This is a genomic window from Faecalispora jeddahensis (assembly GCF_000577335.1).
Classification (GTDB): Bacteria; Bacillota; Clostridia; order Oscillospirales; family Acutalibacteraceae; genus Faecalispora; species Faecalispora jeddahensis.
Window position 1 is genome coordinate 25,922 of record NZ_CBYL010000004.1, and the last position, 26,071, is coordinate 51,992.

Consider the following 26,071-nt stretch of genomic DNA (forward strand, 5'->3'; position numbering starts at 1 on the left):
AAAATAAACAAAAGGATTCAGAAAATGACAGGAGGTTAGCATTCATGTCTGTAAAGCTTGACGCACAGCATCTGTCCGGTTTTATGAATTCAGGCGAACTGGAAGCGATTGGGCCCCAGATAAAGCTTGCGCACGAGCTGCTTCATTCCAAAAGCGGCCCCGGCAGCGATTTTCTTGGTTGGCTGGATTTGCCCAGCGAGTACGATAAGGAAGAATTTTCACGCATTCAGTCTGCAGCGGCGAAAATCCGTTCGAATACCGATGTTTTTGTTGTCATCGGCATCGGCGGTTCTTACCTTGGCGCTCGAGCTGCGATTGAGTTTTTAAAATCCCCGTACTATAATTCGATGAAAAAAGACACGCCGGATATTTATTTTGCCGGCAACAGCATCAGCTCCAGCGCACTGGCGGAGCTTCTTTCCATCTGTGAGGGGAAAGACGTGTCCATCAACATGATCTCGAAGTCCGGCACGACGACCGAACCGGCCATCGCGTTTCGTGTGTTTCGTGAGCTATTGGAGAAGAAGTATGGCAAAGCGGGCGCCCGCGAAAGGATCTACTGTACTACAGACCATGCGCGCGGAACCCTGAAAAAACTGGCGGATCAGGAAGGCTACGAAACCTTTGTGGTACCGGATGACGTCGGCGGACGTTATTCCGTGCTCACCGCAGTGGGGCTTCTTCCGATTGCGGTCAGCGGTGCTGATCTCAACGAACTGATGCAGGGTGCTTTACAGGCAAGAGACGAATATTCGAATCCTGATTTACAACAAAATTCATGTTATCAATACGCAGCCATTCGCAATCTGTTTTACAGAAAGGGCAAAACGGTCGAATTGCTAGCCAGCTATGAGCCCTGCTTTGCCGTGATGTGTGAATGGTGGAAGCAGCTTTATGGCGAAAGCGAAGGAAAGGATCAAAAAGGTCTGTTCCCGGCTTCCGTTATTTTTTCGACCGATTTGCATTCCATGGGCCAGTATGTGCAGGACGGCCGCCGGATTCTGCTTGAAACGGTGGTTTTGTTTGAGCACGCCAAACAGGAAATCACGCTTGGCAACGACCCGGAGAATGTGGACGGATTGAACTTCCTTCAGGGCAATACGATGTCCTATATCAACGAAAAAGCCTTTGAAGGAACTGTTTTGGCTCATGTAGACGGCGGTGTTCCCAACATTGTGCTGCGGGTACCGGATTTTTCAGAGAAATCGCTTGGCGGCCTGATTTATTTCTTCGAAAAGGCCTGTGCGGTTTCCGGTTATCTGCTGGGGGTCAATCCATTTGACCAGCCCGGCGTGGAAAGCTACAAGAAAAACATGTTTGCCCTTTTGGGCAAGCCCGGGTACGAGGCCGAAAAGGCTGCTTTGGAGGCACGTCTGAAACATTGAAAGATTCTTTGCTTTCAGGATTGAAATCCGCATTTTGCGGAAATACTAAAAAATAGCAGGAGGAGTTTTGATATGGTCACTCTCATCATTGGTAAGAAAGGTTCCGGAAAGACAAAAAAGCTGATTGAAATGGCGAATGCCGCTGTCAAAAAATCGGACGGCAACGTGGTGGTAATCGAAAAGGGTCTTAAGCTCACTTACGATATCTCCCACAGGGCCAGACTGGTTGACATCGATGCTTATGGAGTGCAGGGCATGGATGGCCTGTATGGCTTCATCAGCGGCATCTGCGCTGGAAACTATGATGTGACCGACCTCTTTATTGATTCCACGTTGAAAATCATCGGTTCCGATTCCGCGGTTTTGTCCTCTCTTGTTGAGAAGGCGAACGCTCTGTCTGAACTGGCCAATACCAAAATCCTTCTTTCCGTTTCTTTGGACCAGAACGAGCTTCCCGAAGGCATCAAAGCGGAGATCGCCGAGATCTGATTCGTTTTGCTTTCGATCACAGTTTAGAATGTCAGTGTTGTAAAGTAAGCTGCTGGCAGTTTTTACTGCCGGCAGCGCTTTTGTGCAAAAAGACAGCGAGGAGATCATCTGTATGTCGTTTAGAAATCTGCCGGAAGCCAGGCGCGAGGAAAACGGGATTACTTATTTTTTGCGGGACCCCGTAACGGTGAACGGTCAGGAGCACCAGCGGTATGCGATTCAGACGCACTTTGTACAGCGCGGCGAGTCGTATGTGGAGCTGGTAAGAAAGTATGTTCAGCCCTTACATGAGCCCGGGGATATTTTGTCCCTGAGTGAGAAGATCATTTCCATGTGCCAGAATAACGTGGTCGAGAAGAAGGACGTAAAAATCGGCTTTTGGGCACGCTTTTTATCTAAGTTTGCTTCTTCAAACAATCACGGGATCGCCATGGACGAGCCGTACAAGCTTCAGCTGGCGATCAACCTGGCGGGCCTGCCCAGAATCCTTTTGGCGTCGTTCTGCTCCGCAGTGACGAAGCTGTTTGGAATCCACGGCGTGTTTTACAAGATCGCCGGGCATGGAATCGACGGAATTGACGGATTCTACATGGGTTCTTCGTTTGAGCTGTACCATGATCTGGCTTTGCTCAATCCAAAGGAACCGGTCAAGGTCTGCAACGACATCCAGCAGGAGCTCGGCATCGACTGTCTGCTGGTAGACGCCAACGATCTGAGCGTCGTCATCTTCGGGAAATCCGACACTCTGGCCTCGGTGCCGGACCAGGATTTGATCGCGATGATCAAGGACAACCCTGCCGGACAATCGGATGAACTGACCCCGCTGATTTTGATAAAAAAAGCAGATTTATCCTGATTTCTTGTTGACAAAAGAGAAGCAAGTCGATATAATAGCATATTGTAGTGTCGAGGTAAAATGATATGATTCTTGAACTGAAAAAGATCATGCTGAGTGACGGTGAGGTTCTCCCGTTTTCTTATGAAATGTCTTTCTCCTCTATCACTGTGAACGGTTTTTATCCGTTTGTTTCTCCCGTTGCGGTAACAGGAACAGTTCAAAGTCATGCGGGCTCCGCAAAGCTGGATGCCCGGGTATCCTTTGATTTTGAAATCCCCTGTGATCGCTGCACGACCGAGTTCCGCACCCATTACGATCTTTCTTTTTCACACATTGTGGTGTCCTCTTTAACGGACGGGGACAGCGACCTGTACATTGTCGCAGAGGAGTATCGTTTGGATTTGGATACGCTGCTGCGGGAGGATATTTTGTTGGAACTGCCCACCAGATTTTTGTGTTCACCGGATTGCAAGGGCCTGTGCCCGCAATGCGGACAAAACCTGAATCAGGGGATGTGCCAATGTGTTTCCCGGCAGACAGACCCTCGTTTGGCGGTTCTGAAACAACTGATAGATTAATCTAAAGATATAAGGAGGTGCTGATAATGGCGGTACCAAAGAGAAAATTATCCAGCGCAAGACAGAATAAGAGACGTTCCAACGTTTGGAAGCTGAGCGCCCCCGCTCTGGCAAGATGTCCGAAATGCGGTGAGTACAAACTGGCTCACAGAGTTTGCGGCAGCTGCGGTTACTATAACGGCAGAGATGTATTGAAAAAAGAAGCTTGATTTCTTTATCATTTTCGCAGAGAACAGAGAAGGAGAGATCCTTCTCTGTTTTTTCTTGACCGAAAATCCCCGTGTTCGGCAAGTTTCCCGCGCATACAAAGGGAGTGGGAAAGCTCCCGAAGCAGGGAAGAAGGCAGCGGAAATCTTTCTGCACAAAACAGGGAAAGTGATTTGTATTTTTATAGTGGAATTACTTGACGAATCACCAATTAAATGCCATAATCAAACGTGTTAAAACGCGATGGCTTTGAATTGTTTTGGGCAAAATAGAATGTCAGAACTTTATCACAAAGTGATACAAAAGCCCTGGGGCAGAAGCAAAGCGGACAGAGGGAACTTATCCGTATCCGAAATTTTATTTGTGGCTTTGATGTTCCGCGCTGCCTGAGAATGAGATTGATATCGTCCATTCGCTTGAAAACCGTCTGGTTTTCAAATTGCAGGGGAGTCCCCGCAACGCACCATTGGTGTGCTAATTGACTATGAAGGGCAACAAACCGCCAGCAATGCCGGCGCCGCATGGTTCTCCGTGCGGTTCAAAACAGTCTCGTTTTGAAGTTTGTTCAGTATTAAAGGCTGCGTCATGCAGCAATAGGAGGAAGAATCATTTGATCAAACCGATTGTGGCGGTTGTCGGCCGGCCGAACGTGGGGAAATCCACCCTGTTCAATAAGCTGATCGGCCAGCGCCTTTCTATAGTAGAAGACACCCCCGGTGTTACCAGAGACCGCATCTTTGGCGACTGCGAATGGGGAAATCACAAATTCAGTCTGGTGGATACCGGCGGTATTGAGCCGGAATCGAAGGATATTATTCTGTCGCAGATGCGCGCGCAGGCTCAGCTTGCGATCGACTCCGCGGACGTGATTATCATGGTGACGGATCTGCATTCCGGCGTGGTGGCGACGGATGCGGAGGTTGCGGCGATGCTGCAGAAAAGCGGCCGCCCGGTCATTCTGTGCGTGAATAAATGCGACCGGATCGGTGAGCCGCCGCCGGAATTTTATGAATTTTATAATCTGGGGCTTGGGGAGCCTGTTGCCGTTTCTTCTGTTCACGGCCATGGCACAGGTGATCTGCTGGACCGCGTTGTCGAGTTCTTCCCGGACGAAACCGGCGAGGAGGATGAGGGAGAGATCATTCGTGTTGCCGTCATCGGAAAGCCGAACGTGGGAAAATCCTCTCTGATCAACTATGTGGCCGGTGAAAACCGCAGCATCGTTTCGGATGTGGCCGGTACGACCCGCGACGCGATCGACACCAAAATCGAAAATGAATCCGGCACCTTTATTTTGATTGATACAGCCGGAATCCGCCGCCAGAACAAAGTGGAGGATTCCATTGAGCGTTACAGCATCCTTCGTGCCGAAATGGCCATCGAGCGTTCAGACGTCTGCGTGATCATGATCGACGCTACCGTCGGCTTTACCGAACAGGACTCCAAGGTGGCGGGCCGCGCCCACGAGGCGGGCAAGGGCTGTGTGATTGCGGTCAACAAATGGGACGCGGTCGAGAAGGATGGCCACACCATGAACGACTACCGCAAGCAGCTGGAAAAGGATTTTTCCTTTATGTCCTATGCGCCTATTATCTTTATTTCTGCCCACACGGGGCAGAGGGTAGATAAACTCTTTGAAACCATTCATCATGTAGCCAGTATGAATTCCATGCGTATCAGTACCGGCGTACTCAATGATATTCTGGCACAGGCGACGGCGCGTGTGCAACCGCCTACGGATAAGGGCAAGCGCCTGAAGATCTACTACATGACCCAGGCGTCCGTAAAGCCGCCGACCTTTATTTGTTTTGTCAATTCTGCGGATTTGTTCCATTTTTCCTATCAGCGTTATCTGGAAAACCGAATTCGCGAAACCTTTGGACTGGAGGGCACTCCGATCCGAATGGTCGTTCGGGAGCGCGGGGACAAATAAGGAGGAGGGTTTTCTTTGGAGAATCTACAAAATATCGTTCTGGCAATCGTTCTGACTGCTTTGGTGGCATATTTGCTGGGCAGCGTCAATTCTTCGATTCTGATTACCCGAATATTCGGTCAAAAGACCGATATTCGTCAAATGGGCAGCGGAAATGCCGGCGCAACGAACGTGCTGCGTTCTGTCGGCAGACTGCCGGCGGCCCTGACCTTTATCTTTGACTTTTTAAAATGCGTTCTGGCTGTTCTGGCCGGTCGGGCAATTTTCAGCTACTTCTTTCAAATTCCCGCCATCTCGCCTATGGTGATCGAGCAGACGGGTGCTTACATTGCCGGAATCGTGTGTATTTTGGGCCATATTTACCCCTTATACTTCGGCTTCCGGGGCGGCAAAGGAGTGACAACCTCCATTGCGATGATCATGATTATCGACTGGCGCGTTTCCCTGATCGTTTGGGCCGCTTTTTTCCTTGCAGTGTTCTGTTCCAAAATGGTCTCTTTGGGGTCAATATGCGGCGCCGCCATCTATCCGTTCGCAACCTTCTTCCTGACCTTTTTCTACGATTACCGTTCCAGCGCCACGGTGCCGCTGTCCTATGTTATGGTCGCCACGGTTTCTTCCTTTATCATCGGGTGCATTGTGATCATCAAGCACCGGGGAAATATCAAGCGGATTCTGGACGGAACGGAGAAGAAAGTCAGCCTGCGTTCCCGCAAGACTCCGCCACAGTGATTCCTTTCATCACAATACAGTCAATTTGCTTTAAAACAGTATGCTGAAAGTGCAGTGGCTTCTTTAAAGCGGTATAACGATAAAAAACTCTTCCCCGCATTGATGACGGGGAAGAGTTTTTTAGGTTTTATAGTCAATGCATGTAACGTTAAGTGCAGAAAGGAATACAGCGATTTTGCCGGGAGAGGGAGAAGACTCAGCCGTTATTCCTCTCGGGGCGGCAGTTTGCCCTCCTGGCCGCCGTATAGGACGCCATTTTTCAGCGTTGCTTCATCATGCCAGATCTTTTCTTCCGGCAAAGAGGTTTCGATCAGCTCGATCAGCGTTCCGTTGATCTGTACCATAGCGCAGCGGTAGCCGGCAAAAGGCTCGTACAGGGGCATGACAATTTCTTTTTCTTTCAATGCGGAAGCAATATCGTTGACTTTAAAAGCAATATGGAACTCCGTCTGAATTCTCATGTCCAGTGGGGAGTTTTCTCCAAAAGCATGCCATTCGATCGGAAGAGAGAATTCGTTTGTCCTATCCAATGAATACATGTCAAAGAGAGGGCTGTATTTCACATCTTTGTGATTTCGAATGCTTTCCAGTGCCACAGGTTTCCCGATATGATGAAACAGGAGTTCAGTCTGATCTGCCATTGCGTATCCTCCAAATGAACTCTGCGAATCAAATTCTCTACAAAAAAAGAAAAAGGAACCTGCATCAGGCTCCTCTAAACTTTCCGGTTTTACGTCATCAAACTGCGCGGGTCACTTTGTTGGAACGTAAACAACGGGTGCAGGCGTAAATACGCTTCGGACTGCCGTTAACAACTGCCTTTACGCGTTTTACATTGGGCTTCCAAGTTCTGTTCGCACGTCTGTGAGAATGAGAAACTTTTATACCGAAAGCAATATCCTTGCCACAAACCTCACACTTCGCCATGTGTCTGCACCTCCTTTAAAGGGCTTTAAACTACGAAGAATATTCTAGCAAATCTAAAGGCTAAATGCAAGCTTTTTTTCACTCATTTGCGCAGGAATTGCAAAAATCAGCCAAAATCCGGGTGTTCCGCCGTATGACGAGCCCGATCAGTGGGGAACATTCTCTTGTCTTTTATTGGAAAACGTATTATAATGCTAACAAATCACACACTTTTACGTACAGGCAGCGGCTGTCACTTTGTTGCGCAAGGCTCGGCCGTTTTTTCCCATTCTTGGGAGAAAACGATGGAAACGCTCCCTGCGAAAAAACGGAAGTACAGTAATATGGCTGCCGTTCTGCGAAAGGCGGTAAAAATGCTTTATCAGGTAATTCAATCTATTTTCAGAGGCGTTCCCATCAATATGATCAGTGTTCTCATGCAGATTTTAGCTGTTCTGGTCATCATTTTTTGCGTACTGCCTATACACGAATATGCACACGGCTGGATGGCGAAAAAGCTGGGGGATAATACCGCGGCGTATCAGGGCCGCCTGACGATCAATCCGCTGGCCAGCATCGATCCGCTGGGAGCGCTCGCGATTCTGCTATTTGGCTTTGGCTGGGCCAAGCCCGTTCCGGTGGATACACGCAATTTTAAAAATCCCAAGCGCGATATGGCGATTACCGCTCTGGCGGGGCCGGTTTCCAATATTCTGGCCGCATTGTTGGGCGCGATCCTTCTGAACGTGATTTTCCTATTTCAGGGAAGCATCCCGCAGTCGATTCAGTTTGGGATCGCGGTGTTTTTCGGGTATTATATCAATATCAATGTCATGCTGGCGGTATTTAATCTGATCCCGCTGCCGCCGCTCGACGGCTCCAGAGTTCTGGCGGCATTTCTCTCGGACCGCGCGATGTATCGGTATTACCAGAACCAGCGGATGATCATGCTGGCACTGTTTGCGCTGCTGTTCCTCGGCTTTCTGAATGAGCCGCTTTACCTGATGCAGTCGTGGGTGAGATCCGGAATCATATGGCTTGCTGATCTTCCGTTTGTCCTGTTCGGTGTATAACAGATGGAAAAGCTGGAGTATCATCTGGATGTGTTTGACGGCCCTCTTGATCTGCTCTTGGCTCTGATCGCCAAAAACAAGGTGGAAATCTGCGACATCTCGATTTCCGATCTGCTCGACCAGTACATGGGGCAGATCGGAAAAATGCAGGAGCAGCAGATGGAGATTTCCAGCGAGTTTTTAGAGATGGCCGCGCGTCTGGTGTATTTAAAGACCGTTTCTCTGCTCCCGAAGAATGAAGAAGCGGAGGAGCTGCGCCGGGAGCTGACCGGGCAGCTGATGGAATACCAGGAATGGAAGCGGACGGCGCAGGCTCTGGGCGGGCTCTTTTCGTGGGATTCGTTTGTCCGGCAGCCGGCGCCCCTGCCGCCGGAACGGGTGTACAGCCGTTCCCATCACCCGGACGAGCTTCTCGCGGCGTATCTCAGCGCGGCGGGGAGGGGGAAACGCTTTTTGCCTCCTCCGGCAACATCCTTTGATGGAATTGTGACCCGCAAGCCGGTTTCGGTCGCTTCGCGGATTATCTTTGTGCTCCGCCGCTTGTGGAAGAAAAGACGGATGCCGTTTCATGACCTTCTGTGGGAAAGCCGGCAGAAATCAGACTTGGTCGCAACCTTTCTGGCGGTGCTGGAGCTGGTGAAAAATCACCGTGTCCGCGTAGACGGGGAAGAAAGCGGAACGACGATAACTCTGTTGACTGGCGGTGCAGACCCATGGAAATAAAAAAATTGCAGGGCGCGATCGAGGCCATTCTGTTTTCGAGCGGAGACGCCGTTCCGCTGGAACGGATTTCAGAAGCCCTGGAGCTGGATCGCGCTACGGCGGTGAGGCTCATGAAGAGCGTGATGGATTCCTTTAATCAGTCGGCCAAAGGAATACGGATCATAGAATTAGAAAATCAGTACCAAATGTGCAGCGCCGATGAATATGGTGAAACGGTACGGCGCACACTGGATTTAAGAAGAAACGCCCCTCTTTCACAGGCCGCTATGGAGGTTCTGGCGGTGATTGCCTATCAGCAGCCGGTTACCAAGGCTTTTGTGGAGCAGGTGCGCGGGGTGGACAGCTCCGGGGTCATCTCTAATCTGTGCGAAAAGGGACTTGTGGAGGAACGGGGCAGGCTCGATTTGCCTGGCCGACCGCTGCTGTACGGCACAACGCCCAATTTTCTGCGCTGCATGAATCTTTCCTCCCTGAACGATCTGCCTCCTCTGCCTCAGAGCAGCCCGGAGGATTCGGATGAAGAGGAAGAGGAAACTGCGGAAAAAACGCTTTAAGCCTTTTGAACAAAACATAAAATCGAAGGAGGGTACGCGCCAATGACCTGGCTTTGGATTTTACTGGGCTTTCTCGGCTTGTTGGCACTGGCGCTGGCAGCCCGGGTGAAAATCCATTTATCTTTCGAGATGGAGGATGGTTTTTCGGGAGAAGCGCGGTATCTGTTCTTCCATTATCGTTTCCCTACAGAGGAAGAGCCTGAAAAAGAGGCTAAGAAAAAGAAAAAAGAAGAGAAAAAGAAAGGCAAACCAGACAAAAAGCAGTCTGTTCGGGATATAATAAAAGAAAAGGGGTTCGCAGGGTTCCTGAGCTTCCTTTCTGAGCTTGCTTCCATCGCCGCGGGCGCGGCAAAGCGGCTGCTTTCGCACTTTATTCTGAAGGAACTGAAAATTCGTGTTGTCCTGGGGGCAGAGGACGCCGCCACAACTGCTGTGCTGTACGGTACGGTCAGTGGAGTGGTTTATCCTGCTGCCGGCACATTGGTAACGGCATTTCGGTGCAAACACTACGATGTGCTGATAACACCCGATTTTAACGGGGAAAAGCTCTCCGCACAAATGCTTATGGACGGCAGCGTCCGTTTGGTGTTTCTGATCGCAGCCGGCCTGTACGCGCTGCTGCGGTATGTCAAAATGGTTCTGCGGCAAAAGCGGGAAGAAGGACGTCAGGCCGCAATGGCCGGAGAAGCTGCGGGAAAATCATAACAGAGAAAACTGACGAAAGAAAAGAAAGAGCGGTGTAATAAAATGAGTGAACATCCCATTGAAGGTATGATGAATACTACCTTAGAAAAGATCAAGCAGATGGTGGACGTCAATTCGATTATCGGCGATCCCATTACGGCGCCGGACGGCACAATCATCATTCCGATTTCAAAAATTTCTTACGGCTTCGGCTCTGGCGGTTCCGATCTTCCGGCAAAGGCTGCCGCGGATAGGAATATGTTCGGCGGCGGCGCCGCAGCGGGCATCACCATTCAGCCGGTGGCGTTTCTGACCATCAGCGGCGGAAATGTGCGGATGATGCAGGTTGACCCGTACCACGGTTCGGTAGACCGCGTGATCGGGATGGTGCCCGAGGTATTCGACAAGGTCAACGACATGATCGCACAGAAGAAAGCGAAAAAATCCGCGTCCTCTTCTGAATCCGGCAAGCTGGACGATCCTCAAATCTAACTACTAAACCGGCGCCTGCCTGCATACTATTAGCAGGCAGGTGATGAGTTTGTTAAAGAGATTTTTTGCGGTACTGACCGCGTCAGTTCTGATGATCCCGCTGTTCCCGGCGGTATCTGCGCAGGAACAGGCGAAAACCAGCACGCCTGAGATTTCTGCCAAAGCGGCAGTATTGATCGATGCGGACAGCGGCAAGGTTTTGTTTGCCAAGCAGGAATCCCTGCAGCTGCCCATGGCCAGCACAACAAAAATCATGACGGCCTTGCTCGCGTTGGAGCAGGCCGAAGTCAAGGACCCGGTCGTGACCGTTACGGATGAGATGGTTCGGGTGGAAGGCTCCTCCATGGGGCTGATGCCCGGGAACAAGCTTCGTCTGAGCGATCTTGCCGTGGGAATGATGATGGTTTCGGGCAACGATGCCGCCAATACCGCGGCGATTGCCATGGCCGGCAATGTGACAAAATTTTCGGAGCTGATGAATGCCCGTGCGCAGGAAATCGGCATGAAGAATACCCACTTTGTTACGCCCTCGGGCCTGGATTCGGATCAGCACTATTCAACTGCGTACGACATGGCGCTTTTGGGGATCGAGGCGATGAACAACAGCCGGTTTGCAGGGATCGTCTCCCAGAAGCAGATGACCGTCAAGTTTATCAACCCGGAGCAGACGATCAACTACGGGAACCATAACCGCCTGCTCAGTCTGTATCCGGACAGCATCGGCATTAAAACCGGCTTTACCAAAAAGGCGGGGCGGTGCCTGGTCAGCGCGGCCCAGCGGGACGGCGTTCGCCTTGTGGCGGTTACGCTCAATGCGCCGAATGACTGGGATGATCATATCAAGCTCTATGACTATGGCTTTGCAAAGCTGCATTCGTTTACTCCGGATACCGCTTCCCTGCGTTATACGCTTCCCGTTGTTGGCGGCATGACCGATACGATTTCGGTGATTCCCGGCTCGGCGGACAGCATTTCGCTGACAGACGATGAAATCGCGCGGCTTGTGCAGATGGTGGAGCTTCCGCATTTTGTGTATGCTCCCATCAGAGAAGGGGAAATGGTGGGCTCCGTCAGCTATTGGCTGGACGGGAAGGTGATCATCGAGGTTCCGCTTCTGGCAGAGCAGGCAGTAGAATGCCCTCAGCCGGAAAAAACACGGATGGAAAAAATATGGGACAAAATCAAATCGATTTTTCAATAAATCAGAAAATTCAGTTAGGAAGTAATTTATGGCAAAAGACGTAAGACTGCAAAAAATGCTCGCGGACAGCGGAATCGCATCCCGCAGAAAAGCGGAGGAGCTGATCGCCGCCGGCGCCGTGCGCGTCAATGGAATGGTTGCGAAGATCGGCGACAAGGTGGACGTACGCAAAGACAAAGTGACGGTTCACGGACGAAATGTCGTAAAGCGCAGCAAAAATATATATATCATGCTGCACAAGCCCCGCGGATTCATCACGACCATGAGCGATGAAATGGACCGCAAATGCGTAGCGGAGCTGGTCAGCGAGATTCCGGAACGGGTTTACCCCGTGGGCCGGCTTGACAGAGAATCGGAAGGCCTGCTTTTGATGACGAACGACGGTGCGTTTGCAAACGCGATGACGCACCCCTCAAAGCATGTGCCGAAAACATACCGCGTCACTGTGCGCCCCGGCGTAACGGAGGATCAGCTGACGCAGATCGCCGTTGGAATTGTGATCGACGGCCAGAAAACCGCGCCCGCCAATGTGCATATCATTTCGCAGGAGCCGGGCAGAGTTGTGCTGGAAATCGTTCTGTATGAGGGCCGCAACCGCGAGATCCGAAAGATGTGCGAAACTCTGGGATTGGATGTCGCCCGCCTCAAGCGCACCGCTGTCGGCCCCGTTCGTCTGGGAATGCTCCAGCCGGGGCAGTGGCGGAACCTGACCGGGGAAGAGGTCAAGCGCCTGATGGTCGCGGCAAAAGAGGACAAAGCCGCCGAACCGGAGCCGGAGCGCCCGAAAGCTGCCGCCAGACCCGCGGTGCGGCGCAGCACCAAGTTTTCTTCTAAAAAATGATACCAAAGAGACGGGATGCTTCCTTATTTGAACATTCCGTCTTTTTTCGCATTTTTCCGTATGACAATTGAATTTTTTGTGTCTTTCGGCTTGTTATTCCCTTGGGAATACAGTATAATAATACCAAGTGTTGATTGCTGAATTATGGATTCATTTTCGCTTTTTTTCGGAGAAGAAAGAACGGAATTGAGCATAAGTCATGAGTCATCTGTATGATCTGTATCGTGAAAAATCAGTATATTGCAAAGGAATGGAGGAACAAAAACATGAGTGTTGTCGGCAATAAAGAATTGCTACAAAGCGCTCGCGATGCTGCTGGGAGTAAAAAAGTGTATCAGCGCATTTCCCTCTTGGTAGACGAAGGCTCCTTTCAGGAATTGGATGCTTATGCAAAATCTGCTGACCATTCGGCAGAGGTTGTAACCGGCTTTGGATATGTCGGTGGTCTGCCGGTCTATGTTTTTGCACAGGACAGCGAGGTCGACGGAGGGGCAATGTCCAAAACGCAGGCGTATAAGATTCGCAAGCTGTATGATCTGGCGCTGAAGACCGGAACACCGGTTGTGGGAATCTACGATTCTGTGGGCGGACATCTGAAAGAGGGAGCCGAGCTGCTCGCGGCGTATGGAGATATTCTGCTGAAAAGCAATAATCTTTCCGGCGTGGTTCCTCAGGTTTCCGTTGTGCTCGGTCCCTGCGTAGGCACTTCTGCTCTGATTGCGGCGGGCGCTGACTTTGTGATTATGGCGGAAAACGCCACCTTTACCATAGAAACGGCGGATGAGAACGGCTCCGCAAAGGCGGCGTCCAAGCTCGGACTGGCCCACTGGGTAGAGAAGACCGAAGAGGATGCTTTGGACAGAGCGCGCAAGGTGCTTTGCCGCCTGCCCTCAAATAACCTGTCTCTTGTACCGGAAGCAGACGCTCTTGGCGTTTGCAGCAATTCCGAGCTGCAGGAGGGTGCAAAGGTAACGGATATCATCAATGCGGTTGTGGATGACGGCAGCTACATGGAGTTCTGCCCCGAGTACGGCACTTCTGCTATTACCGGTCTGGCATTGATCAACGGCGCGTCTGTGGGCGTGATCGGTTATCAGGATATCGTCGGCTCGTACTGCTGCTCGAAAGCCGCCCGGTTTGTCCGCTTCTGCGACGCGTTCTCTCTGCCGATCGTCACCATTGTGGACGCCGACAAGTTTGCGTCTCTGCGTGAGGCCGCAAAGCTCTCCGCTGCGTATTCCGAGGCGACGACCATTAAGATCACCGTGATTTCCGGCCAGGCTGTGGGTGCGTTCTATATTGCCACCGCAGGCCGCGGCGCCAATGCGGATGTGACAATGGCATGGACCAGCGCGGTGGTATCTCCCATTTCTCCCGCTGCGGCCGCTCTGTTCCAGTCCGGCGACCAGCTTGCTGGTTCAGAAAATCCCATCGAACAGCGCAAACAGCTGATTGAAGATTATAAAACGACTCAGGCGTCGCCCTTTGCAGCTGCCGCCGACGGTTATGTGGAAGATATTATTCTTCCGGAAGAGACCCGCCAGAAGCTGGTTTCTCACCTGGAGATGCTGGCTGGCAAGCGTGTTTCCACCCTGCCGAAGAAGCACAGCAATATTCCGATGTAAAAACAGTCCGCAAAACGTTTTTCGTATCGATTGAATGAAAAGGGGATATAAAAATGAAAAATTTAATAGTCACCGTAAACGGTGTCGCTTATAACGTACAGGTAGAAGAAACCGGCGCTGCGGCTCCGGCGGCTCCCGCAGCTGCCCCGGCTCCTGTTGCTGTTCCCGCTTCGGTAGCGGCTGCTCCGGCCCCGGCTCCCGCTCCTGCTGCTCCTAAGGCGGCAAAACCGGCTGCGGGCGCGAACAGCGTGAACGCTCCCATGCCCGGCACCATTCTGAATGTTCTCGTTTCCGCCGGCGATTCCGTCAAGAAGGGTCAGACTCTTATGATCCTGGAAGCCATGAAGATGGAAAATGAAATCATGGCTGCACAGGACGGCGTGATTGCAGGTGTTCATGTATCGAAGGGTGACGCCGTAAATCCGGGCGACGCTCTTGTATCCTTCCAGTAAGGGAGGCTGAATTATGGCTAAAAAAATTGGAATTACCGAAACCGTTCTGCGCGACGCGCATCAGTCCCTGATCGCGACCAGAATGTCCACTGAGGAAATGATCCCTATCCTGCCGGAGCTGGATAAAGTGGGCTTTCACTCTCTGGAGTGCTGGGGCGGCGCCACGTTTGATGCCTGCCTGCGCTTTCTGAACGAAGACCCCTGGGACAGACTGCGCACCATCCGCCGTCTTTGCCCCAAAACCAAGCTGCAGATGCTGTTCCGCGGCCAGAATATGCTTGGCTACCGCCACTATGCGGACGATGTCCTCGATTATTTCGTACAGCGCAGCGTCGCAAACGGCATCGATGTGATCCGTATTTTTGACGCGCTGAACGATCTGCGCAACCTCGAGCGCGCCATCAAGGCCGCCAAGAAAGAGGGGGCGCACGCACAGGTCGGTATTTCTTACACGACCGGCCCTGTCTTCACCAATGAGTATTATATCGACTATGCCAAACGGATTCAGGAAGCCGGCGCAGACTCCATCTGCATTAAGGATATGGCCGCTCTGCTGACCCCATACCGCACGGAAGAGCTCGTCAAGGCGCTCAAATCCGCTGTGGATCTGCCGATTCAGCTGCACACCCATTACACCTCCGGTCTTGCCTCCATGTGTATGATCAAGGGCGTGGAAGCCGGTGTGGATTGGATCGACACCGCGATGTCGCCGCTGGCTCTGGGCACCTCTCACGCGCCGACGGAATCGATCGTTGCCGCATTCGAGGGCACCGAGTACGACACCGGCCTGGATCTGGTTCTGCTCAACGAAATCCGAGAGTACTTCATGACTCTGCGCGAGAAGTATATTCAAAATGGTCTGCTCGATCCTTCGATGCTGGCCACCAACACCAAGGCGCTGCACTATCAGGTGCCCGGCGGCATGCTGTCAAACCTGCTGTCGCAGCTCAAGCAGGCCGGCAAGGCCGATCAGCTGGAAGAAGTACTGCAGGAGGTTCCGCGTGTCCGTCAGGATTCCGGTTATCCGCCTCTGGTAACGCCCACCTCTCAGATCGTCGGAACACAGGCTGTGTTCAACGTGATCACCGGCGAGCGCTATAAGATGTGCACCAAGGAATTTAAGGATATGGTAGCTGGTAAGTACGGCAAGACTCCGGTTGAGATCGATCCCGCGTTCCAGAAAAAGATCATCGGCGATGAAACACCGATTACCTGCCGCCCGGCCGATCTGCTTTCTCCCGAGCTGGAAACCCTGCGCAAGGAAGCAGCCCAGTGGACAGAGCAGGAGGAGGATGTTCTCTCTTACGCTCAGTTCCCGAAGGTGGCCGAAGATTTCTTCCGCAAACGCCGCGACGCCAAATATGGCATCAACAGCAAGCTTGCAAACGAAGAGAAGCAGGTTCATCCTGTTTGATGTAATTCACATGGTATCTGTTAACAGTCCCAGGGCCTTTTTCAGGCGCTGGGGCTGTTATTCCTTGCTGGCGCTTTTTTCCTCCATAATAAACGGCGAAGGTTGCAATTGTATTATAAAGCTGGTAAAATGAAGTGATAATATTTTGAAAGCTGGGCTTTCGCAAACTTACTAACGTTGGGATGATACGCCATGATAAAAAGTATGACGGGGTATGGCCGCGCAGAGGGAACCCTGGATGGGCGATATATCATAGTTGAAATCAAATCGGTCAATCATCGGTACTTTGAGTTTAACTCAAAGATTACACGGGGATACTCTTTTTTGGACGAAAAGCTGAAAGCGCTGCTGCAGCAGGGAATCTCCCGTGGCAAGGTGGACGTTTTCGTTTCTGTTGAAACGCTGGAGGACGCCGATGCGCAGGTTCTGGTAAATCATTCAATGGCTGCGGGCTATTTGAATGCGCTGAAAGAACTGCGCGACAAATATGATTTAAGGGATGACATCACTGTGATGGGCCTGGCCCGGTACAGCGATATCTTTACCGTTCACCGCACGCCGGAGGATGAAGATCAGACCTGGGAGTATGTTTCCCAGGTGACCCGGCAGGCCATGGAGCAGCTGCTCCAGATGAGAGAACGGGAGGGAGCCCGCCTGAAGGAGGACATCTTGGCCCGTGCCGGGGTGATTCTGTCTCTGGTACAGACGGTGGAGGAGCGTTCCCCCGTTACAGTACAGGAATACCAGCAGAAGCTGCTGGCCCGCCTGCAGGATGTTCTGCACGACAGCAATATTGAAGAGCAGCGCATTTTGACAGAAGCCGCTATCTTCGCGGACAAAATTGCCGTGGCGGAAGAAACCGTTCGCCTGCGCAGTCATTTTGACCAGCTAAATCTGATGCTGGAATCCTCGGAGGCCATCGGCAGAAAGCTGGATTTTCTTGTTCAGGAAATGAATCGCGAAACAAATACCATCGGCTCCAAAGCGTCTGATTCCCAGATCGCCTACATGGTGGTAAATATGAAAGCTGAAATTGAAAAGATCAGAGAACAGATTCAGAATATCGAATAGTCATTCTTAGGAGGAAACACGGCATGAGGCTAATAAACATTGGTTTTGGCAATATGGTGTCCGCCAATCGTCTGGTGGCAATTGTCAGTCCCGAATCCGCACCGATCAAGCGCATCATACAAGACGCCAAGGAGCGCGGCACTTTGATTGACGCGACCTATGGCAGACGTACCCGCGCGGTGATCGTCACAGACAGCGACCATGTGATTCTGTCTGCTGTCCAGCCCGAAACAGTCGCCAACCGACTGAACGATCGGGAGGAAGATATTGCGGATGAGGAGCTGGATGAGGATGACTAACGGCTTGCTGCTGGTGTTTTCGGGGCCGTCCGGAGTGGGGAAGGACACAGTGCTGCACGAGCTGCTGCGCCAGAATGACTCCGTGCGGCTGTCGGTTTCCGCCACCACACGCAGCCCCCGCCCCGGTGAGATAGACGGAAAAGACTATTTCTTTGTCACCCGCGAGCACTTTCAGGAGATGATCGAGCGCGGGGAAATGCTGGAATACGCCGAGTATTGCGGCAATTATTACGGTACGCCTGCTGTGCCCGTACGCGAGTGGCAGGAGCAGGGCCTTGACGTGATTCTGGAGATCGAAGTGCAGGGCGGCGCCCAGATCAAGCGAAAGCATCCCGATTGTGTCAGCGTTTTTTTGCTGCCGCCGTCGCTGGAGGTTTTGGAATCGCGCCTGCGCCACCGTGCTTCAGACACCGAAGAGGTGATCCAGAAGCGCATGGAATCCGCCTGCGGCGAAATTTTAGAAGCGAAGCATTACGACTATTTAATTGTAAATGATACGGTAGACCACGCAGTGGAACAGATCTGTTCCATTTTGTGTGCGGAGAAACTCCGCTTTGGTCGTGCCGATGCCGATATTGAAAGGATGCTAAATTATGCTGAGACCATCACATGAAGCTTTTTCCACCCCGAATTTGAGCCAATACTCGATTGTGGTTGCAGTTGCAAAACGCGCGCGAGAAATCGCGGATGAAGCCGAAAAGGCAGGGGATATTCTGATTGAAAAGCCGGTAGATCTGGCGGTACGGGATTTTATCCAGCATAAATATAAGATTATTGTGCCGACTCAGGAGAAAAATCCGGATTCTTTTTTTCACGAATAATCCCGGCAGGTGAAATAATTTCATGGAACAAATGACCGCGGTTGGCGTGGCCGTTGAAAACACGGCATATCATTTTGACAAAGAGTTTACGTATTTTCTTCCGCCGGGGATGCAGGCTGCCCCCGGGTGCCGGGTAATGGTGCCCTTTGGCAGCGGCAATCGGGGGCGGCAGGGAATGATCCTCTCTTTGCAGTCCTGCGAACAGCCCGAACTGCTCAAACCGGTAACGGCGGTGCTGGACCAAACGCCTTTGCTTTCCGCGGAACAGCTCCGGATGGTTCCCTGGCTGAAGGAACGCTATTTTTGCAGCCTGTTTGACGCGGTGAAGCTGCTGCTTCCCGCGGGGATTAACTTTAAAATCTCCACACAGTATGTGTTGGCTGCTCCAAAGCAGGAATTCCCTGAACAGAACTTCTCCGAGACAGAACGGCTGCTGCTCAGCCGTCTTTCTCAAAAGGCCGCGGCAGAGGAAGAACTGCTGCAGCTGCTCGATTCCCGGCATGGGCCTTCTACTTTGGAGAGACTCTGTTCTCTCGGCATTATCCGGAAGGAAAGCGCGGCCACCCGGCGAATCGGCGACGCCATGCGCAAGATGATCCGCCTCACTGCGGAAGAAATGCCCGATTCCCTTTCCCCAAAGCAGCGGGAGGTGTTCGAGCTTTTGCTTTCGATTGGCCGTGTGTCGGTGAAGGAGCTGTGCTACTTTGCGGGAGTTACGGTATCCGTGCCCGACGCATTGGTGAAAAAGGGTCTGGCCTCCTATTATGAGGAGGAACAGTATCGAAACCCGTACGAAAAAGCGCAGGAATCCGCCGAAGAGGTGGATGTTTCGCTCTCTCCCGAGCAGCAGGCAGCGTATGAGGGGCTTTTTGGCCGGTATCGTTCCGGCGCGGCGGTCTCTTTGCTGTACGGCGTAACCGGCAGCGGAAAAACACAGGTTTATCTGCGGCTGATTGAGAACGTGATCGCCGACGGCCGCGGTGTGATCGTGATGGTGCCGGAGATTTCTCTGACCCCGCAGACGGTTGCTTTATTTCATCAAAGATACGGCAAACAGGTTGCGGTGTTTCACAGCGGGCTTTCTCTGGGAGAACGGCTTGATGAATGGAAGCGGGTCAAAAACGGACAGGCAAAAGTCGTCGTGGGTACCCGCTCTGCTGTATTTGCTCCCTTTGAGCGCCTGGGCCTGATCGTAATGGATGAGGAACAGGAGGCTACGTATAAATCGGAATCCTCACCGCGCTACCACGCGCGCGACGTGGCAAAATTCCGGTGCGCATACCACAAAGCGCTTTTGCTGCTTTGTTCCGCCACCCCGTCGGTCGAAACCACCTACTTTGCCCAAAAAGGCCGGTATTCGATGTACCCGCTTCCCAGCAGATACGGCCCGGCCGAGCTTCCGCAGGTAACGATTGCGGATATGAACCAGGAAATTCTTCTCGGAAATTCCACGGTATTCAGTACAGCGCTCAAAGAGGCACTGACAGAGACCCTAGCCAAGCGCGAGCAGGCCATCTTGCTTTTAAACCGGCGCGGGTACCACACTTTTGCTACGTGCAAAGCGTGTAACGCTGTGGTAAGCTGCCCGAATTGCAGCATTTCGTTAACGTACCATGCGGCAAATCATCGCCTGATGTGTCATTACTGCGGCTATTCCGTACCGGCCACCCGCCGCTGCCCGAGCTGCGGGCAGGATGAAGTTCGCTTTTCCGGCGCGGGAACGCAGAGAGCGGAAGAACAGCTGGCACAGCTTTTCCCGCAGGCCCGGGTTCTGCGGCTTGATACCGACAGCACCATGGGACGTTTTTCTTACGAAAAGAAGCTTAGCCGTTTTGAAAATGGGGAATATGATATTATCGTGGGAACTCAAATGGTCGCAAAAGGCCTGGATTTTGCCAATGTGACGCTCGTCGGTGTGCTTTCCGCTGATCAGTCCCTTTACGGAGATGATTTTCGATGCTCCGAACGCTCCTTTGATCTTCTGACCCAGGTAGTCGGCCGATCCGGACGAGGCTCTAATCACGGCCGAGCCATCATTCAGACCTTTACGCCCGAGAGCCGTGTCATCCGTCTTGCGGCGGCACAGGACTATGGCACCTTTTATCGGGAAGAAATCCAGTTCCGGCAGGCAATGCTGTACCCGCCGTTTGCTGATTTTGTTCTGATCGGCTTTGTCGGGCAGCGGGAGGAACAGGTTTGCCAGGCCAGCCTGTATTTTATGAATCTGCTGCGCAATCTGGCTGGCCGGGAATATACCGATCTGCCTCTGCGGGTGCTGGATCCGTCCCCGGCGCTGGTGACAAAGGTCAGCAACAAATACCGTTATCAGCTGCTCATCAAATGCAGGAACGATAAACGGCTGCGCGCGATGCTGTCGCGTCTTTTCATTGAGTTTTCTGCCGAACGGCGTTTTGCGCAGGTTACGGCTTTTGTGGATACAAACCCTGTATCCGCCCTATAACGAATGGAGGAATAGAACATGGCAATCCGTAAAATTGTACAGGACGGCGACCCGATTCTGAAAAAAGTATGCCGTCCCGTTGAGAAATTTGATGATAAACTTGCTACCCTTTTGGATGACATGAGAGAAACGGTGATTACCGCGAACGGAGCCGGCCTTGCCGCCAACCAGGTGGGCATCCTGCGCCGTGCAATCGTTGTGGTGAATGTGGAGGATGACAGCATCATTGAACTGGTGAATCCTGAAATCATCGAAAGCGACGGCGAACAGGACGGCGCCGAGGGCTGCTTGTCTTTCCCGGGGCAGTACGGCATGGTCAAGCGCCCGATGCACGTGAAGGTTCGCGCGCAGGACAGAAATGGGAAATTCTTCGAGATAGAGGGAACTGATTTTTTGGCGCGGGCCTTCTGCCACGAAACCGATCACCTCAACGGAATTGTATTTAAAGAGCGCGCCAGCCGCATCCTTTCCGAGGATGAAATGGAATAACCACACAGGAGGAAAACCCGATGCGGATTGTTTTTATGGGAACACCGGATTTCGCGGTTCCCTGTTTACAGGCTCTGCTGGACGCCGGGCACGAGGTGTGCGGGGTTTTTACTCAGCCGGATAAGCCGAAAGGCCGGGGCTATGCACTGGCCCCGCCGCCGGTGAAGGAGCTTGCTCTGGAGCGCGGAATTCCCGTTTACCAGCCGGCCACTCTGCGCACGCCGGAAGCCGCCGCGCTGGTTGCCTCCCTTTCCCCGGAGGTTATTGTAGTTGTTGCTTATGGAAAGCTGCTGCCGAAAGAGATTCTGCAGCTTCCGCCGCACGGCTGTATCAACGTTCACGCTTCTCTGCTGCCGAAATACCGCGGCGCGGCGCCGATTCAGTGGGCCGTGATCAACGGGGACGAAGTGACCGGCGTCGCTACCATGCAGATGGACGAAGGACTCGATACCGGCGACATCCTGCTGGTAGAGGAGACAAAAATCGGTGAGAATGAGACTTCCGGCGAGTTATTTGACCGTCTGCGAGAGCTGGGCGCACAGGTGCTCGTCGAAACGCTGCGGCAGCTTGAGGCCGGGACTCTGAAACGCAGACCTCAGGGAAATGAGGGCGCCAGCTACGCATCGATGCTCAGCCGCGAGCTTTCTGTGATCGACTGGAGCCGTTCCGCCCAGGAAATCCACAACCTTGTGCGCGGGCTTTCCCCGTGGCCGGTTGCCTGCTCTATTTACCAGGGCAAACGGATCAAGATCTATCAAACGCAGGTGTGCGGGGATGAATCCGGCGAGCCGGGGCAGGTGCTTCCCGGAAAGGATTTTCTCGTCTGCTGCGGACAAAACACAGCATTAAAGCTGATGACAGTTCAATATGAAGGCGGTAAACGCATGGACGGCTCCGATTTTCTGCGGGGACATCCTGCGTTGCCGGAAACCCGGATGGGATTCTGACGGAGGGTTACAATGGATTATTTCTTTTATGACCGAACGTATTTTATCTTCATTCTGCCTGCGCTGATCCTCTCTTTGGCGGCTCAGCTTCAGGTGCAGTCCGCCTTTCGCAAATATTCTCAGATTCCAAATCGTCGAAACCTGACGGGAGCAGAGGCAGCCCGCCAGGTTTTGCGCTTTCATGAGATCACCGACGTGCCGATTCAGCCGATCGGCGGCCAGCTGACCGACCATTACGACCCCAGAAACAACAGCATCAGCCTGAGCCAGCCGGTTTACGGCAGCGCTACCATTTCCGCGGTCGGCGTGGCGGCTCATGAGGCAGGGCACGCGGTGCAGTATGCACACGGCTATTTCCCGATCAAACTGCGGGCTCTTCTCATTCCCGCCGTGAATTTTTCTTCCAAGCTGGCGATTCCGCTGATTTTGATCGGTTTATTCCTGCCGCTTCAATATGAAGGTGTGATTTATGCGGGAATCGCTCTGTACAGTTTGGCCGTGCTTTTTTCACTTTTGACCCTGCCGGTGGAGTTTAACGCCAGCGCCAGGGCGATCAGTGCTTTGGAACGCTCCGGCATGCTCTCAGAAGAGGAACTGCACGGCGCGTCCAAGGTACTTCGGGCCGCCGCAATGACATACGTGGCCGCGGCCTTTGCCTCAATCCTATCTCTGCTTCGCCTGCTGGCGATCGCGGGGAACCGAAGGAGATAATCAATGACACCAAATGCAAGAACGGCGGCCCTGCAGGCGCTGCTTCATGTGGACGAAAACGAAGGGTACTCCAATATCGTCATCGATAAAACGCTGCGGCGCTTTTCACTTGAACCGCGCGACGCCGCTTTGGCCACCGCGCTTTTCTACGGGGTATTGGAGCGCCGGATCACGCTCGATTACGTGATCGAAGCTTTTTCCCGCAACCGGGGGCAGATCCTTTCGCCCACGGTGCGTGAGATTTTGCGGATCGGGGTATACCAAATCCTATATATGGAAAAAATACCAACGTCGGCGGCAGTGAATGAAGCGGTAAACTGCGCGAAGGAAAACGGTGCTGTAAAGGCTTCGGGCTTTATCAACGGTCTGTTGCGCTCCGTACTGCGCGCCGAACAGCCTCTTCGGCTGCCCGATGAAAAACGGCAGCCCATGAAAGCACTTTCTGTTCGCTATTCCTGTCCGGAATGGCTGATTGATCTGTGGACAAGGACTTATGGAGAGCTGCTGTGCCATGCGATTTTAGACAGCCTTTTTCAAAAAGCGCCGATTTATGCGCGTGTGAACACGGTGAAAATCACTGCAGAAGAGCTGATCCAAAGGCTGGAGCAGGAAGGTGTAAAGGCAACTGCAATTACAGCGATTGCTGATGCCCTGATCCTCCAGAATACTGGAGCAGTCGCCTCTTTGGAAAGCTTTCAGGAGGGACTCTTCCATATTCAGGACCTTTCTTCGCAGCTTTGCTGCGCACTGATCGATCCGCAGCCCGGCGAACGGATCATCGACGTATGCGCCGCCCCGGGCGGAAAGTCGTTTACGATGGCGGAGCGAATGGAAAACCGGGGCGAGCTGCTCGCTTTCGACAAATACAGGGGAAAGGTCGGGCTGATTCGCCAGGGGGCAGAACGTCAGGGGCTCTCTGTGATCCGGGCATCCGTCCGCGATGCGGCGGAGCCGAAGGAGGTTTTGGCCCCCGCAAACCGGGTGCTTTGCGACGCGCCTTGTTCGGGCCTCGGCATCATCCGCAGAAAGCCCGAGATTCGCTACAAGCCCCAGGATTCTCTTGACAGCCTGCCTGATTTGCAGTACCTTATACTTTGTAGATCTTCCGGGCTGGTAGAGCCAGGCGGTCTTTTATTCTATTCTACCTGCACGCTGAATCCCGCGGAAAACGACGCGGTGGCGGCGCGCTTTTTAAAGGATCACCCGGAATTTGAGCCCGAGCCGCTCAGTCTGCCAAAGTCCTTTCGACGGGCTGTGAGGGAACCGGAGTATCAGGTAACGCTGCTGCCGCCGGTACACGGCACAGACGGCTTTTTTATCGCGGCCTTCCGCCGCCGACGGGAGTAGGAATATGGCACGGGAAGAAATCAATTCAATGACGGAAGACGAAATACGGCAGGATTTCGCTGAGCAGGGATGGCCGGCCTTTCGGGCGCGGCAGGTATACCAGTGGCTGCACCGCGGGGTAGAAGACTTTGAGCAGATGACGGATCAGTCTAAGGCAACCCGGCAGCTTTTGGCGCAAAAATATTACATCTCTGTAGTATCTATTGAAAAGAAGCTCGTTTCTCAATATGATAATACTATTAAATATCTCTTTCGTTTTGCGGACGGAGAAATGGTGGAAAGCGTGCTGATGCAGTATCACCATGGCTACACCATCTGTATCTCCACGCAGGTCGGCTGTAAAATGGGCTGTACCTTTTGCGCAACCGGCCAAAGCGGTTTTTCCCGCAATCTGACCCCGGCTGAAATGCTGGCGCAGATCCAGGCGGCTCAAAAGGACACCGGACAGCGCATCTCCAATATCGTGCTCATGGGAATGGGGGAGCCGCTGGACAATTACGAAAATGTACTCCGGTTTTTAGAGCTTGTTTCTTCGGAGCACGGCCTGAATATCGGCATGCGGCATATTTCTCTTTCCACCTGCGGCGTGGTAGACAAAATATACGATCTTGCCGACCGGCGTCTGCAGCTGACTCTCTCGGTCTCTCTGCACGCACCGAACGACGGCATCCGTTCGCAGACCATGCCTGTCAACCGAAAATGGAGCGTGGATGAGCTGCTGAAAGCTTGCCGATACTATTCGGAACAGACCCATCGGCGCATTTCTTTTGAATATGCGATGATTAGCGGTGTCAACGACAGCGACGCCTGTGCCAAAGAGCTTGCGGGAAAGCTTCGCGGCACGCTTTCTCATATCAATCTCATCCCCGTCAATCAGGTAACGGGAACAGGATACCACAGCGCGTCTGTGGAACGACAGCGGGCGTTTATCCGTATTCTGGAAAAGAGCGGCCTGACGGCCACGGTACGGCGAACACTCGGCTCAGATATCAATGCTTCCTGCGGACAGCTGAGACGCAGACAGCAAGAGGAGGTGACCGGTCTTTGAAACTATTCAGTAAAACCGACGTTGGCCTTGTAAGGCAATCCAATGAAGACGCCTGTGCCGGGGAACTATATGCGCAGGACCGGGCATGGGCCGTTGTCTGTGACGGAATGGGCGGCGCGGCCGGCGGCAATATCGCCAGCAGCCTCGCGGTACAGAAAATCGCAGACACAATGACCACCGAGGCTCTGAACCAGACGGACGAAGTCCATTTAAAAGAACTGATGGCGCAGGCCGTAGGGGAAGCCAATACTGCAGTCTATCACCTGGCCAAAGAGCAGGAGGAGCTGCGCGGCATGGGCACCACTGTTGTGCTGGCCGTGGTCAGGGAGCAGAAGATTTATATCGTTCACGCCGGCGACAGCCGCGCATATCTCATTTTGTCTGACGGTACCATCCGCCAGATCACAGTCGATCATTCTATTGTGCAGGAGCTGGTTGACAAGGGCGATCTCACCGAGCAGCAGGCTCAGACACATCCTCAGAAAAATATCATCACAAGAGCGCTCGGCGTTCTTCCCGTGGTGGATGTCGACTATATGGAGGAGTCGTTTCCGCAGAGCGCAAGATTGCTTCTTTGCACAGACGGCTTATCTAATTATGTCGGAACCCAGCAGATTTCTCAGCTATCGAAAGAGCTGGACGCAAGAGACTTCTGTGACCAGTTGATCGCGTCTGCGAACCGTGCGGGCGGCGGCGACAATATAACGGTTGTCATAATCGAAAACTGACCATGTGATTGGAGTGATACTT

Annotated in this window: 30 protein-coding genes; 28 read left to right on the forward strand and 2 right to left on the reverse strand. The window is 52.7% G+C overall.

Annotated elements, in window-relative coordinates; translation table 11 throughout:
• Positions 1-44 precede the first annotated feature (44 nt).
• The 7 genes from TY09_RS02375 (at position 45) to plsY (ending at position 6,162) form a co-directional block, all read left to right on the forward strand.
• Positions 45-1,385: a glucose-6-phosphate isomerase gene (locus TY09_RS02375; RefSeq protein ID WP_042430849.1), complete on the forward strand. Its 1,341-nt coding sequence runs from the start codon at positions 45-47 to the stop codon at positions 1,383-1,385.
• A gap of 72 nt (positions 1,386-1,457) precedes the next feature.
• Entirely contained in the window at positions 1,458-1,874 is a 417-nt protein-coding gene (locus TY09_RS02380; protein WP_009063576.1) for a hypothetical protein, read from the forward strand.
• 112 nt (positions 1,875-1,986) lie between these two features.
• Positions 1,987-2,730, forward strand: a complete 744-nt coding sequence (locus TY09_RS02385) for a coenzyme F420-0:L-glutamate ligase (RefSeq protein WP_009064363.1) — start codon at positions 1,987-1,989, stop codon at positions 2,728-2,730.
• A gap of 65 nt (positions 2,731-2,795) precedes the next feature.
• The gene (locus TY09_RS02390) at positions 2,796-3,290 is read left to right on the forward strand and encodes a YceD family protein (RefSeq protein ID WP_009064359.1); all 495 of its coding nucleotides are present in this window, start codon (positions 2,796-2,798) and stop codon (positions 3,288-3,290) included.
• 26 nt (positions 3,291-3,316) lie between these two features.
• A complete protein-coding gene (rpmF, locus tag TY09_RS02395) occupies positions 3,317-3,499 on the forward strand; it encodes a 50S ribosomal protein L32 (RefSeq protein ID WP_035316903.1) in 183 nt (60 codons plus the stop codon).
• 608 nt (positions 3,500-4,107) lie between these two features.
• Positions 4,108-5,430: a ribosome biogenesis GTPase Der gene (der, locus tag TY09_RS02400; RefSeq protein ID WP_009063945.1), complete on the forward strand. Its 1,323-nt coding sequence runs from the start codon at positions 4,108-4,110 to the stop codon at positions 5,428-5,430.
• A gap of 15 nt (positions 5,431-5,445) precedes the next feature.
• Positions 5,446-6,162, forward strand: a complete 717-nt coding sequence (gene plsY, locus TY09_RS02405) for a glycerol-3-phosphate 1-O-acyltransferase PlsY (RefSeq protein ID WP_042430854.1) — start codon at positions 5,446-5,448, stop codon at positions 6,160-6,162.
• A gap of 203 nt (positions 6,163-6,365) precedes the next feature.
• Here plsY and TY09_RS02410 read toward each other — a convergent pair whose 3' ends face one another.
• Together TY09_RS02410 and rpmB are read right to left on the reverse strand one after the other, a co-directional pair.
• Positions 6,366-6,803 carry a hypothetical protein gene (locus TY09_RS02410; protein WP_042430857.1) on the reverse strand — a complete coding sequence of 146 codons (438 nt, stop codon included), beginning with the start codon at positions 6,801-6,803 and terminating at the stop codon, positions 6,366-6,368.
• 97 nt (positions 6,804-6,900) lie between these two features.
• On the reverse strand, positions 6,901-7,089 hold the full coding sequence (gene rpmB / locus TY09_RS17825; protein WP_074432602.1) for a 50S ribosomal protein L28: 189 nt from the start codon (positions 7,087-7,089) through the stop codon (positions 6,901-6,903).
• A 353-nt stretch (positions 7,090-7,442) separates the two neighbouring features.
• Between rpmB and TY09_RS02415 the strand changes: the two genes are divergently transcribed.
• The 21 genes from TY09_RS02415 (at position 7,443) to TY09_RS02515 (ending at position 26,049) form a co-directional block, all read left to right on the forward strand.
• A complete protein-coding gene (locus TY09_RS02415; RefSeq protein WP_042431088.1) occupies positions 7,443-8,141 on the forward strand; it encodes a site-2 protease family protein in 699 nt (232 codons plus the stop codon).
• Positions 8,142-8,144: 3 nt separating this feature from the next.
• On the forward strand, positions 8,145-8,864 hold the full coding sequence (locus TY09_RS02420; RefSeq protein ID WP_009063838.1) for a segregation and condensation protein A: 720 nt from the start codon (positions 8,145-8,147) through the stop codon (positions 8,862-8,864).
• The gene (gene scpB, locus TY09_RS02425) at positions 8,855-9,418 is read left to right on the forward strand and encodes an SMC-Scp complex subunit ScpB (RefSeq protein WP_042430860.1); all 564 of its coding nucleotides are present in this window, start codon (positions 8,855-8,857) and stop codon (positions 9,416-9,418) included. Before TY09_RS02420 ends, scpB begins: the two co-directional genes overlap by 10 nt.
• Positions 9,419-9,460: 42 nt before the next feature.
• Entirely contained in the window at positions 9,461-10,123 is a 663-nt protein-coding gene (locus TY09_RS02430; RefSeq protein WP_042430863.1) for a DUF2953 domain-containing protein, read from the forward strand.
• Positions 10,124-10,165: 42 nt separating this feature from the next.
• Positions 10,166-10,594: a GerW family sporulation protein gene (gene ytfJ / locus TY09_RS02435; RefSeq protein ID WP_009063578.1), complete on the forward strand. Its 429-nt coding sequence runs from the start codon at positions 10,166-10,168 to the stop codon at positions 10,592-10,594.
• Between the two features lie 43 nt (positions 10,595-10,637).
• Positions 10,638-11,795: a D-alanyl-D-alanine carboxypeptidase family protein gene (locus TY09_RS02440; RefSeq protein ID WP_042430867.1), complete on the forward strand. Its 1,158-nt coding sequence runs from the start codon at positions 10,638-10,640 to the stop codon at positions 11,793-11,795.
• A gap of 28 nt (positions 11,796-11,823) precedes the next feature.
• Positions 11,824-12,636: a pseudouridine synthase gene (locus TY09_RS02445; protein WP_009064221.1), complete on the forward strand. Its 813-nt coding sequence runs from the start codon at positions 11,824-11,826 to the stop codon at positions 12,634-12,636.
• A gap of 266 nt (positions 12,637-12,902) precedes the next feature.
• Positions 12,903-14,261, forward strand: a complete 1,359-nt coding sequence (locus tag TY09_RS02450; protein ID WP_243171407.1) for a carboxyl transferase domain-containing protein — start codon at positions 12,903-12,905, stop codon at positions 14,259-14,261.
• Positions 14,262-14,314: 53 nt separating this feature from the next.
• The gene (locus TY09_RS02455; RefSeq protein WP_042430874.1) at positions 14,315-14,713 is read left to right on the forward strand and encodes a biotin/lipoyl-containing protein; all 399 of its coding nucleotides are present in this window, start codon (positions 14,315-14,317) and stop codon (positions 14,711-14,713) included.
• Positions 14,714-14,726: 13 nt separating this feature from the next.
• Complete coding sequence (locus TY09_RS02460) at positions 14,727-16,127, forward strand: oxaloacetate decarboxylase subunit alpha (RefSeq protein WP_009063894.1); 1,401 nt, start codon at positions 14,727-14,729, stop codon at positions 16,125-16,127.
• Between the two features lie 192 nt (positions 16,128-16,319).
• Positions 16,320-17,198 (forward strand): YicC/YloC family endoribonuclease, encoded by an 879-nt coding sequence (locus tag TY09_RS02465; RefSeq protein WP_009064217.1) that lies wholly within the window; start codon positions 16,320-16,322, stop codon positions 17,196-17,198.
• Between the two features lie 23 nt (positions 17,199-17,221).
• On the forward strand, positions 17,222-17,497 hold the full coding sequence (gene remA, locus TY09_RS02470) for an extracellular matrix/biofilm regulator RemA (protein ID WP_009063440.1): 276 nt from the start codon (positions 17,222-17,224) through the stop codon (positions 17,495-17,497).
• A complete protein-coding gene (gmk, locus tag TY09_RS02475; RefSeq protein WP_035316905.1) occupies positions 17,484-18,110 on the forward strand; it encodes a guanylate kinase in 627 nt (208 codons plus the stop codon). The genes remA and gmk overlap by 14 nt, the downstream gene beginning before the upstream one ends.
• Positions 18,091-18,318 carry a DNA-directed RNA polymerase subunit omega gene (locus tag TY09_RS02480; protein WP_009063908.1) on the forward strand — a complete coding sequence of 76 codons (228 nt, stop codon included), beginning with the start codon at positions 18,091-18,093 and terminating at the stop codon, positions 18,316-18,318. The genes gmk and TY09_RS02480 overlap by 20 nt, the downstream gene beginning before the upstream one ends.
• Positions 18,319-18,340: 22 nt before the next feature.
• Entirely contained in the window at positions 18,341-20,779 is a 2,439-nt protein-coding gene (gene priA, locus TY09_RS02485) for a primosomal protein N' (protein ID WP_042430878.1), read from the forward strand.
• Positions 20,780-20,797: 18 nt separating this feature from the next.
• A complete protein-coding gene (def, locus tag TY09_RS02490; protein WP_009063604.1) occupies positions 20,798-21,268 on the forward strand; it encodes a peptide deformylase in 471 nt (156 codons plus the stop codon).
• A 20-nt stretch (positions 21,269-21,288) separates the two neighbouring features.
• Complete coding sequence (gene fmt / locus TY09_RS02495; protein WP_042430881.1) at positions 21,289-22,215, forward strand: methionyl-tRNA formyltransferase; 927 nt, start codon at positions 21,289-21,291, stop codon at positions 22,213-22,215.
• Positions 22,216-22,227: 12 nt separating this feature from the next.
• Positions 22,228-22,926, forward strand: coding sequence for a zinc metallopeptidase (locus TY09_RS02500; protein ID WP_042430883.1), 699 nt, complete (start codon positions 22,228-22,230; stop codon positions 22,924-22,926).
• A gap of 3 nt (positions 22,927-22,929) precedes the next feature.
• Positions 22,930-24,273 (forward strand): 16S rRNA (cytosine(967)-C(5))-methyltransferase RsmB, encoded by a 1,344-nt coding sequence (rsmB, locus tag TY09_RS02505; RefSeq protein ID WP_042430885.1) that lies wholly within the window; start codon positions 22,930-22,932, stop codon positions 24,271-24,273.
• Positions 24,274-24,277: 4 nt separating this feature from the next.
• A complete protein-coding gene (gene rlmN / locus TY09_RS02510) occupies positions 24,278-25,321 on the forward strand; it encodes a dual-specificity RNA methyltransferase RlmN (protein ID WP_042430889.1) in 1,044 nt (347 codons plus the stop codon).
• Positions 25,318-26,049, forward strand: a complete 732-nt coding sequence (locus TY09_RS02515; RefSeq protein WP_009063624.1) for a Stp1/IreP family PP2C-type Ser/Thr phosphatase — start codon at positions 25,318-25,320, stop codon at positions 26,047-26,049. The genes rlmN and TY09_RS02515 overlap by 4 nt, the downstream gene beginning before the upstream one ends.
• Positions 26,050-26,071: the final 22 nt, after the last annotated feature.

Bases quoted from the DNA above. Each gene is read 5' to 3' on its own strand.
- TY09_RS02375 (WP_042430849.1), top strand. From the start codon at position 45: ATGTCTGTAAAGCTTGACGCACAGCATCTGTCCGGTTTTATGAATTCA.
- TY09_RS02380 (WP_009063576.1), top strand. From the start codon at position 1,458: ATGGTCACTCTCATCATTGGTAAGAAAGGTTCCGGAAAGACAAAAAAG.
- TY09_RS02385 (WP_009064363.1), top strand. From the start codon at position 1,987: ATGTCGTTTAGAAATCTGCCGGAAGCCAGGCGCGAGGAAAACGGGATT.
- TY09_RS02390 (WP_009064359.1), top strand. From the start codon at position 2,796: ATGATTCTTGAACTGAAAAAGATCATGCTGAGTGACGGTGAGGTTCTC.
- rpmF (WP_035316903.1), top strand. From the start codon at position 3,317: ATGGCGGTACCAAAGAGAAAATTATCCAGCGCAAGACAGAATAAGAGA.
- TY09_RS02410 (WP_042430857.1), bottom strand. From the start codon at position 6,803: ATGGCAGATCAGACTGAACTCCTGTTTCATCATATCGGGAAACCTGTG.
- rpmB (WP_074432602.1), bottom strand. From the start codon at position 7,089: ATGGCGAAGTGTGAGGTTTGTGGCAAGGATATTGCTTTCGGTATAAAA.
- TY09_RS02415 (WP_042431088.1), top strand. From the start codon at position 7,443: ATGCTTTATCAGGTAATTCAATCTATTTTCAGAGGCGTTCCCATCAAT.
- TY09_RS02420 (WP_009063838.1), top strand. From the start codon at position 8,145: ATGGAAAAGCTGGAGTATCATCTGGATGTGTTTGACGGCCCTCTTGAT.
- scpB (WP_042430860.1), top strand. From the start codon at position 8,855: ATGGAAATAAAAAAATTGCAGGGCGCGATCGAGGCCATTCTGTTTTCG.
- TY09_RS02430 (WP_042430863.1), top strand. From the start codon at position 9,461: ATGACCTGGCTTTGGATTTTACTGGGCTTTCTCGGCTTGTTGGCACTG.
- ytfJ (WP_009063578.1), top strand. From the start codon at position 10,166: ATGAGTGAACATCCCATTGAAGGTATGATGAATACTACCTTAGAAAAG.
- TY09_RS02440 (WP_042430867.1), top strand. From the start codon at position 10,638: ATGAGTTTGTTAAAGAGATTTTTTGCGGTACTGACCGCGTCAGTTCTG.
- TY09_RS02445 (WP_009064221.1), top strand. From the start codon at position 11,824: ATGGCAAAAGACGTAAGACTGCAAAAAATGCTCGCGGACAGCGGAATC.
- TY09_RS02450 (WP_243171407.1), top strand. From the start codon at position 12,903: ATGAGTGTTGTCGGCAATAAAGAATTGCTACAAAGCGCTCGCGATGCT.
- TY09_RS02455 (WP_042430874.1), top strand. From the start codon at position 14,315: ATGAAAAATTTAATAGTCACCGTAAACGGTGTCGCTTATAACGTACAG.
- TY09_RS02460 (WP_009063894.1), top strand. From the start codon at position 14,727: ATGGCTAAAAAAATTGGAATTACCGAAACCGTTCTGCGCGACGCGCAT.
- TY09_RS02465 (WP_009064217.1), top strand. From the start codon at position 16,320: ATGATAAAAAGTATGACGGGGTATGGCCGCGCAGAGGGAACCCTGGAT.
- remA (WP_009063440.1), top strand. From the start codon at position 17,222: ATGAGGCTAATAAACATTGGTTTTGGCAATATGGTGTCCGCCAATCGT.
- gmk (WP_035316905.1), top strand. From the start codon at position 17,484: ATGAGGATGACTAACGGCTTGCTGCTGGTGTTTTCGGGGCCGTCCGGA.
- TY09_RS02480 (WP_009063908.1), top strand. From the start codon at position 18,091: ATGCTGAGACCATCACATGAAGCTTTTTCCACCCCGAATTTGAGCCAA.
- priA (WP_042430878.1), top strand. From the start codon at position 18,341: ATGGAACAAATGACCGCGGTTGGCGTGGCCGTTGAAAACACGGCATAT.
- def (WP_009063604.1), top strand. From the start codon at position 20,798: ATGGCAATCCGTAAAATTGTACAGGACGGCGACCCGATTCTGAAAAAA.
- fmt (WP_042430881.1), top strand. From the start codon at position 21,289: ATGCGGATTGTTTTTATGGGAACACCGGATTTCGCGGTTCCCTGTTTA.
- TY09_RS02500 (WP_042430883.1), top strand. From the start codon at position 22,228: ATGGATTATTTCTTTTATGACCGAACGTATTTTATCTTCATTCTGCCT.
- rsmB (WP_042430885.1), top strand. From the start codon at position 22,930: ATGACACCAAATGCAAGAACGGCGGCCCTGCAGGCGCTGCTTCATGTG.
- rlmN (WP_042430889.1), top strand. From the start codon at position 24,278: ATGGCACGGGAAGAAATCAATTCAATGACGGAAGACGAAATACGGCAG.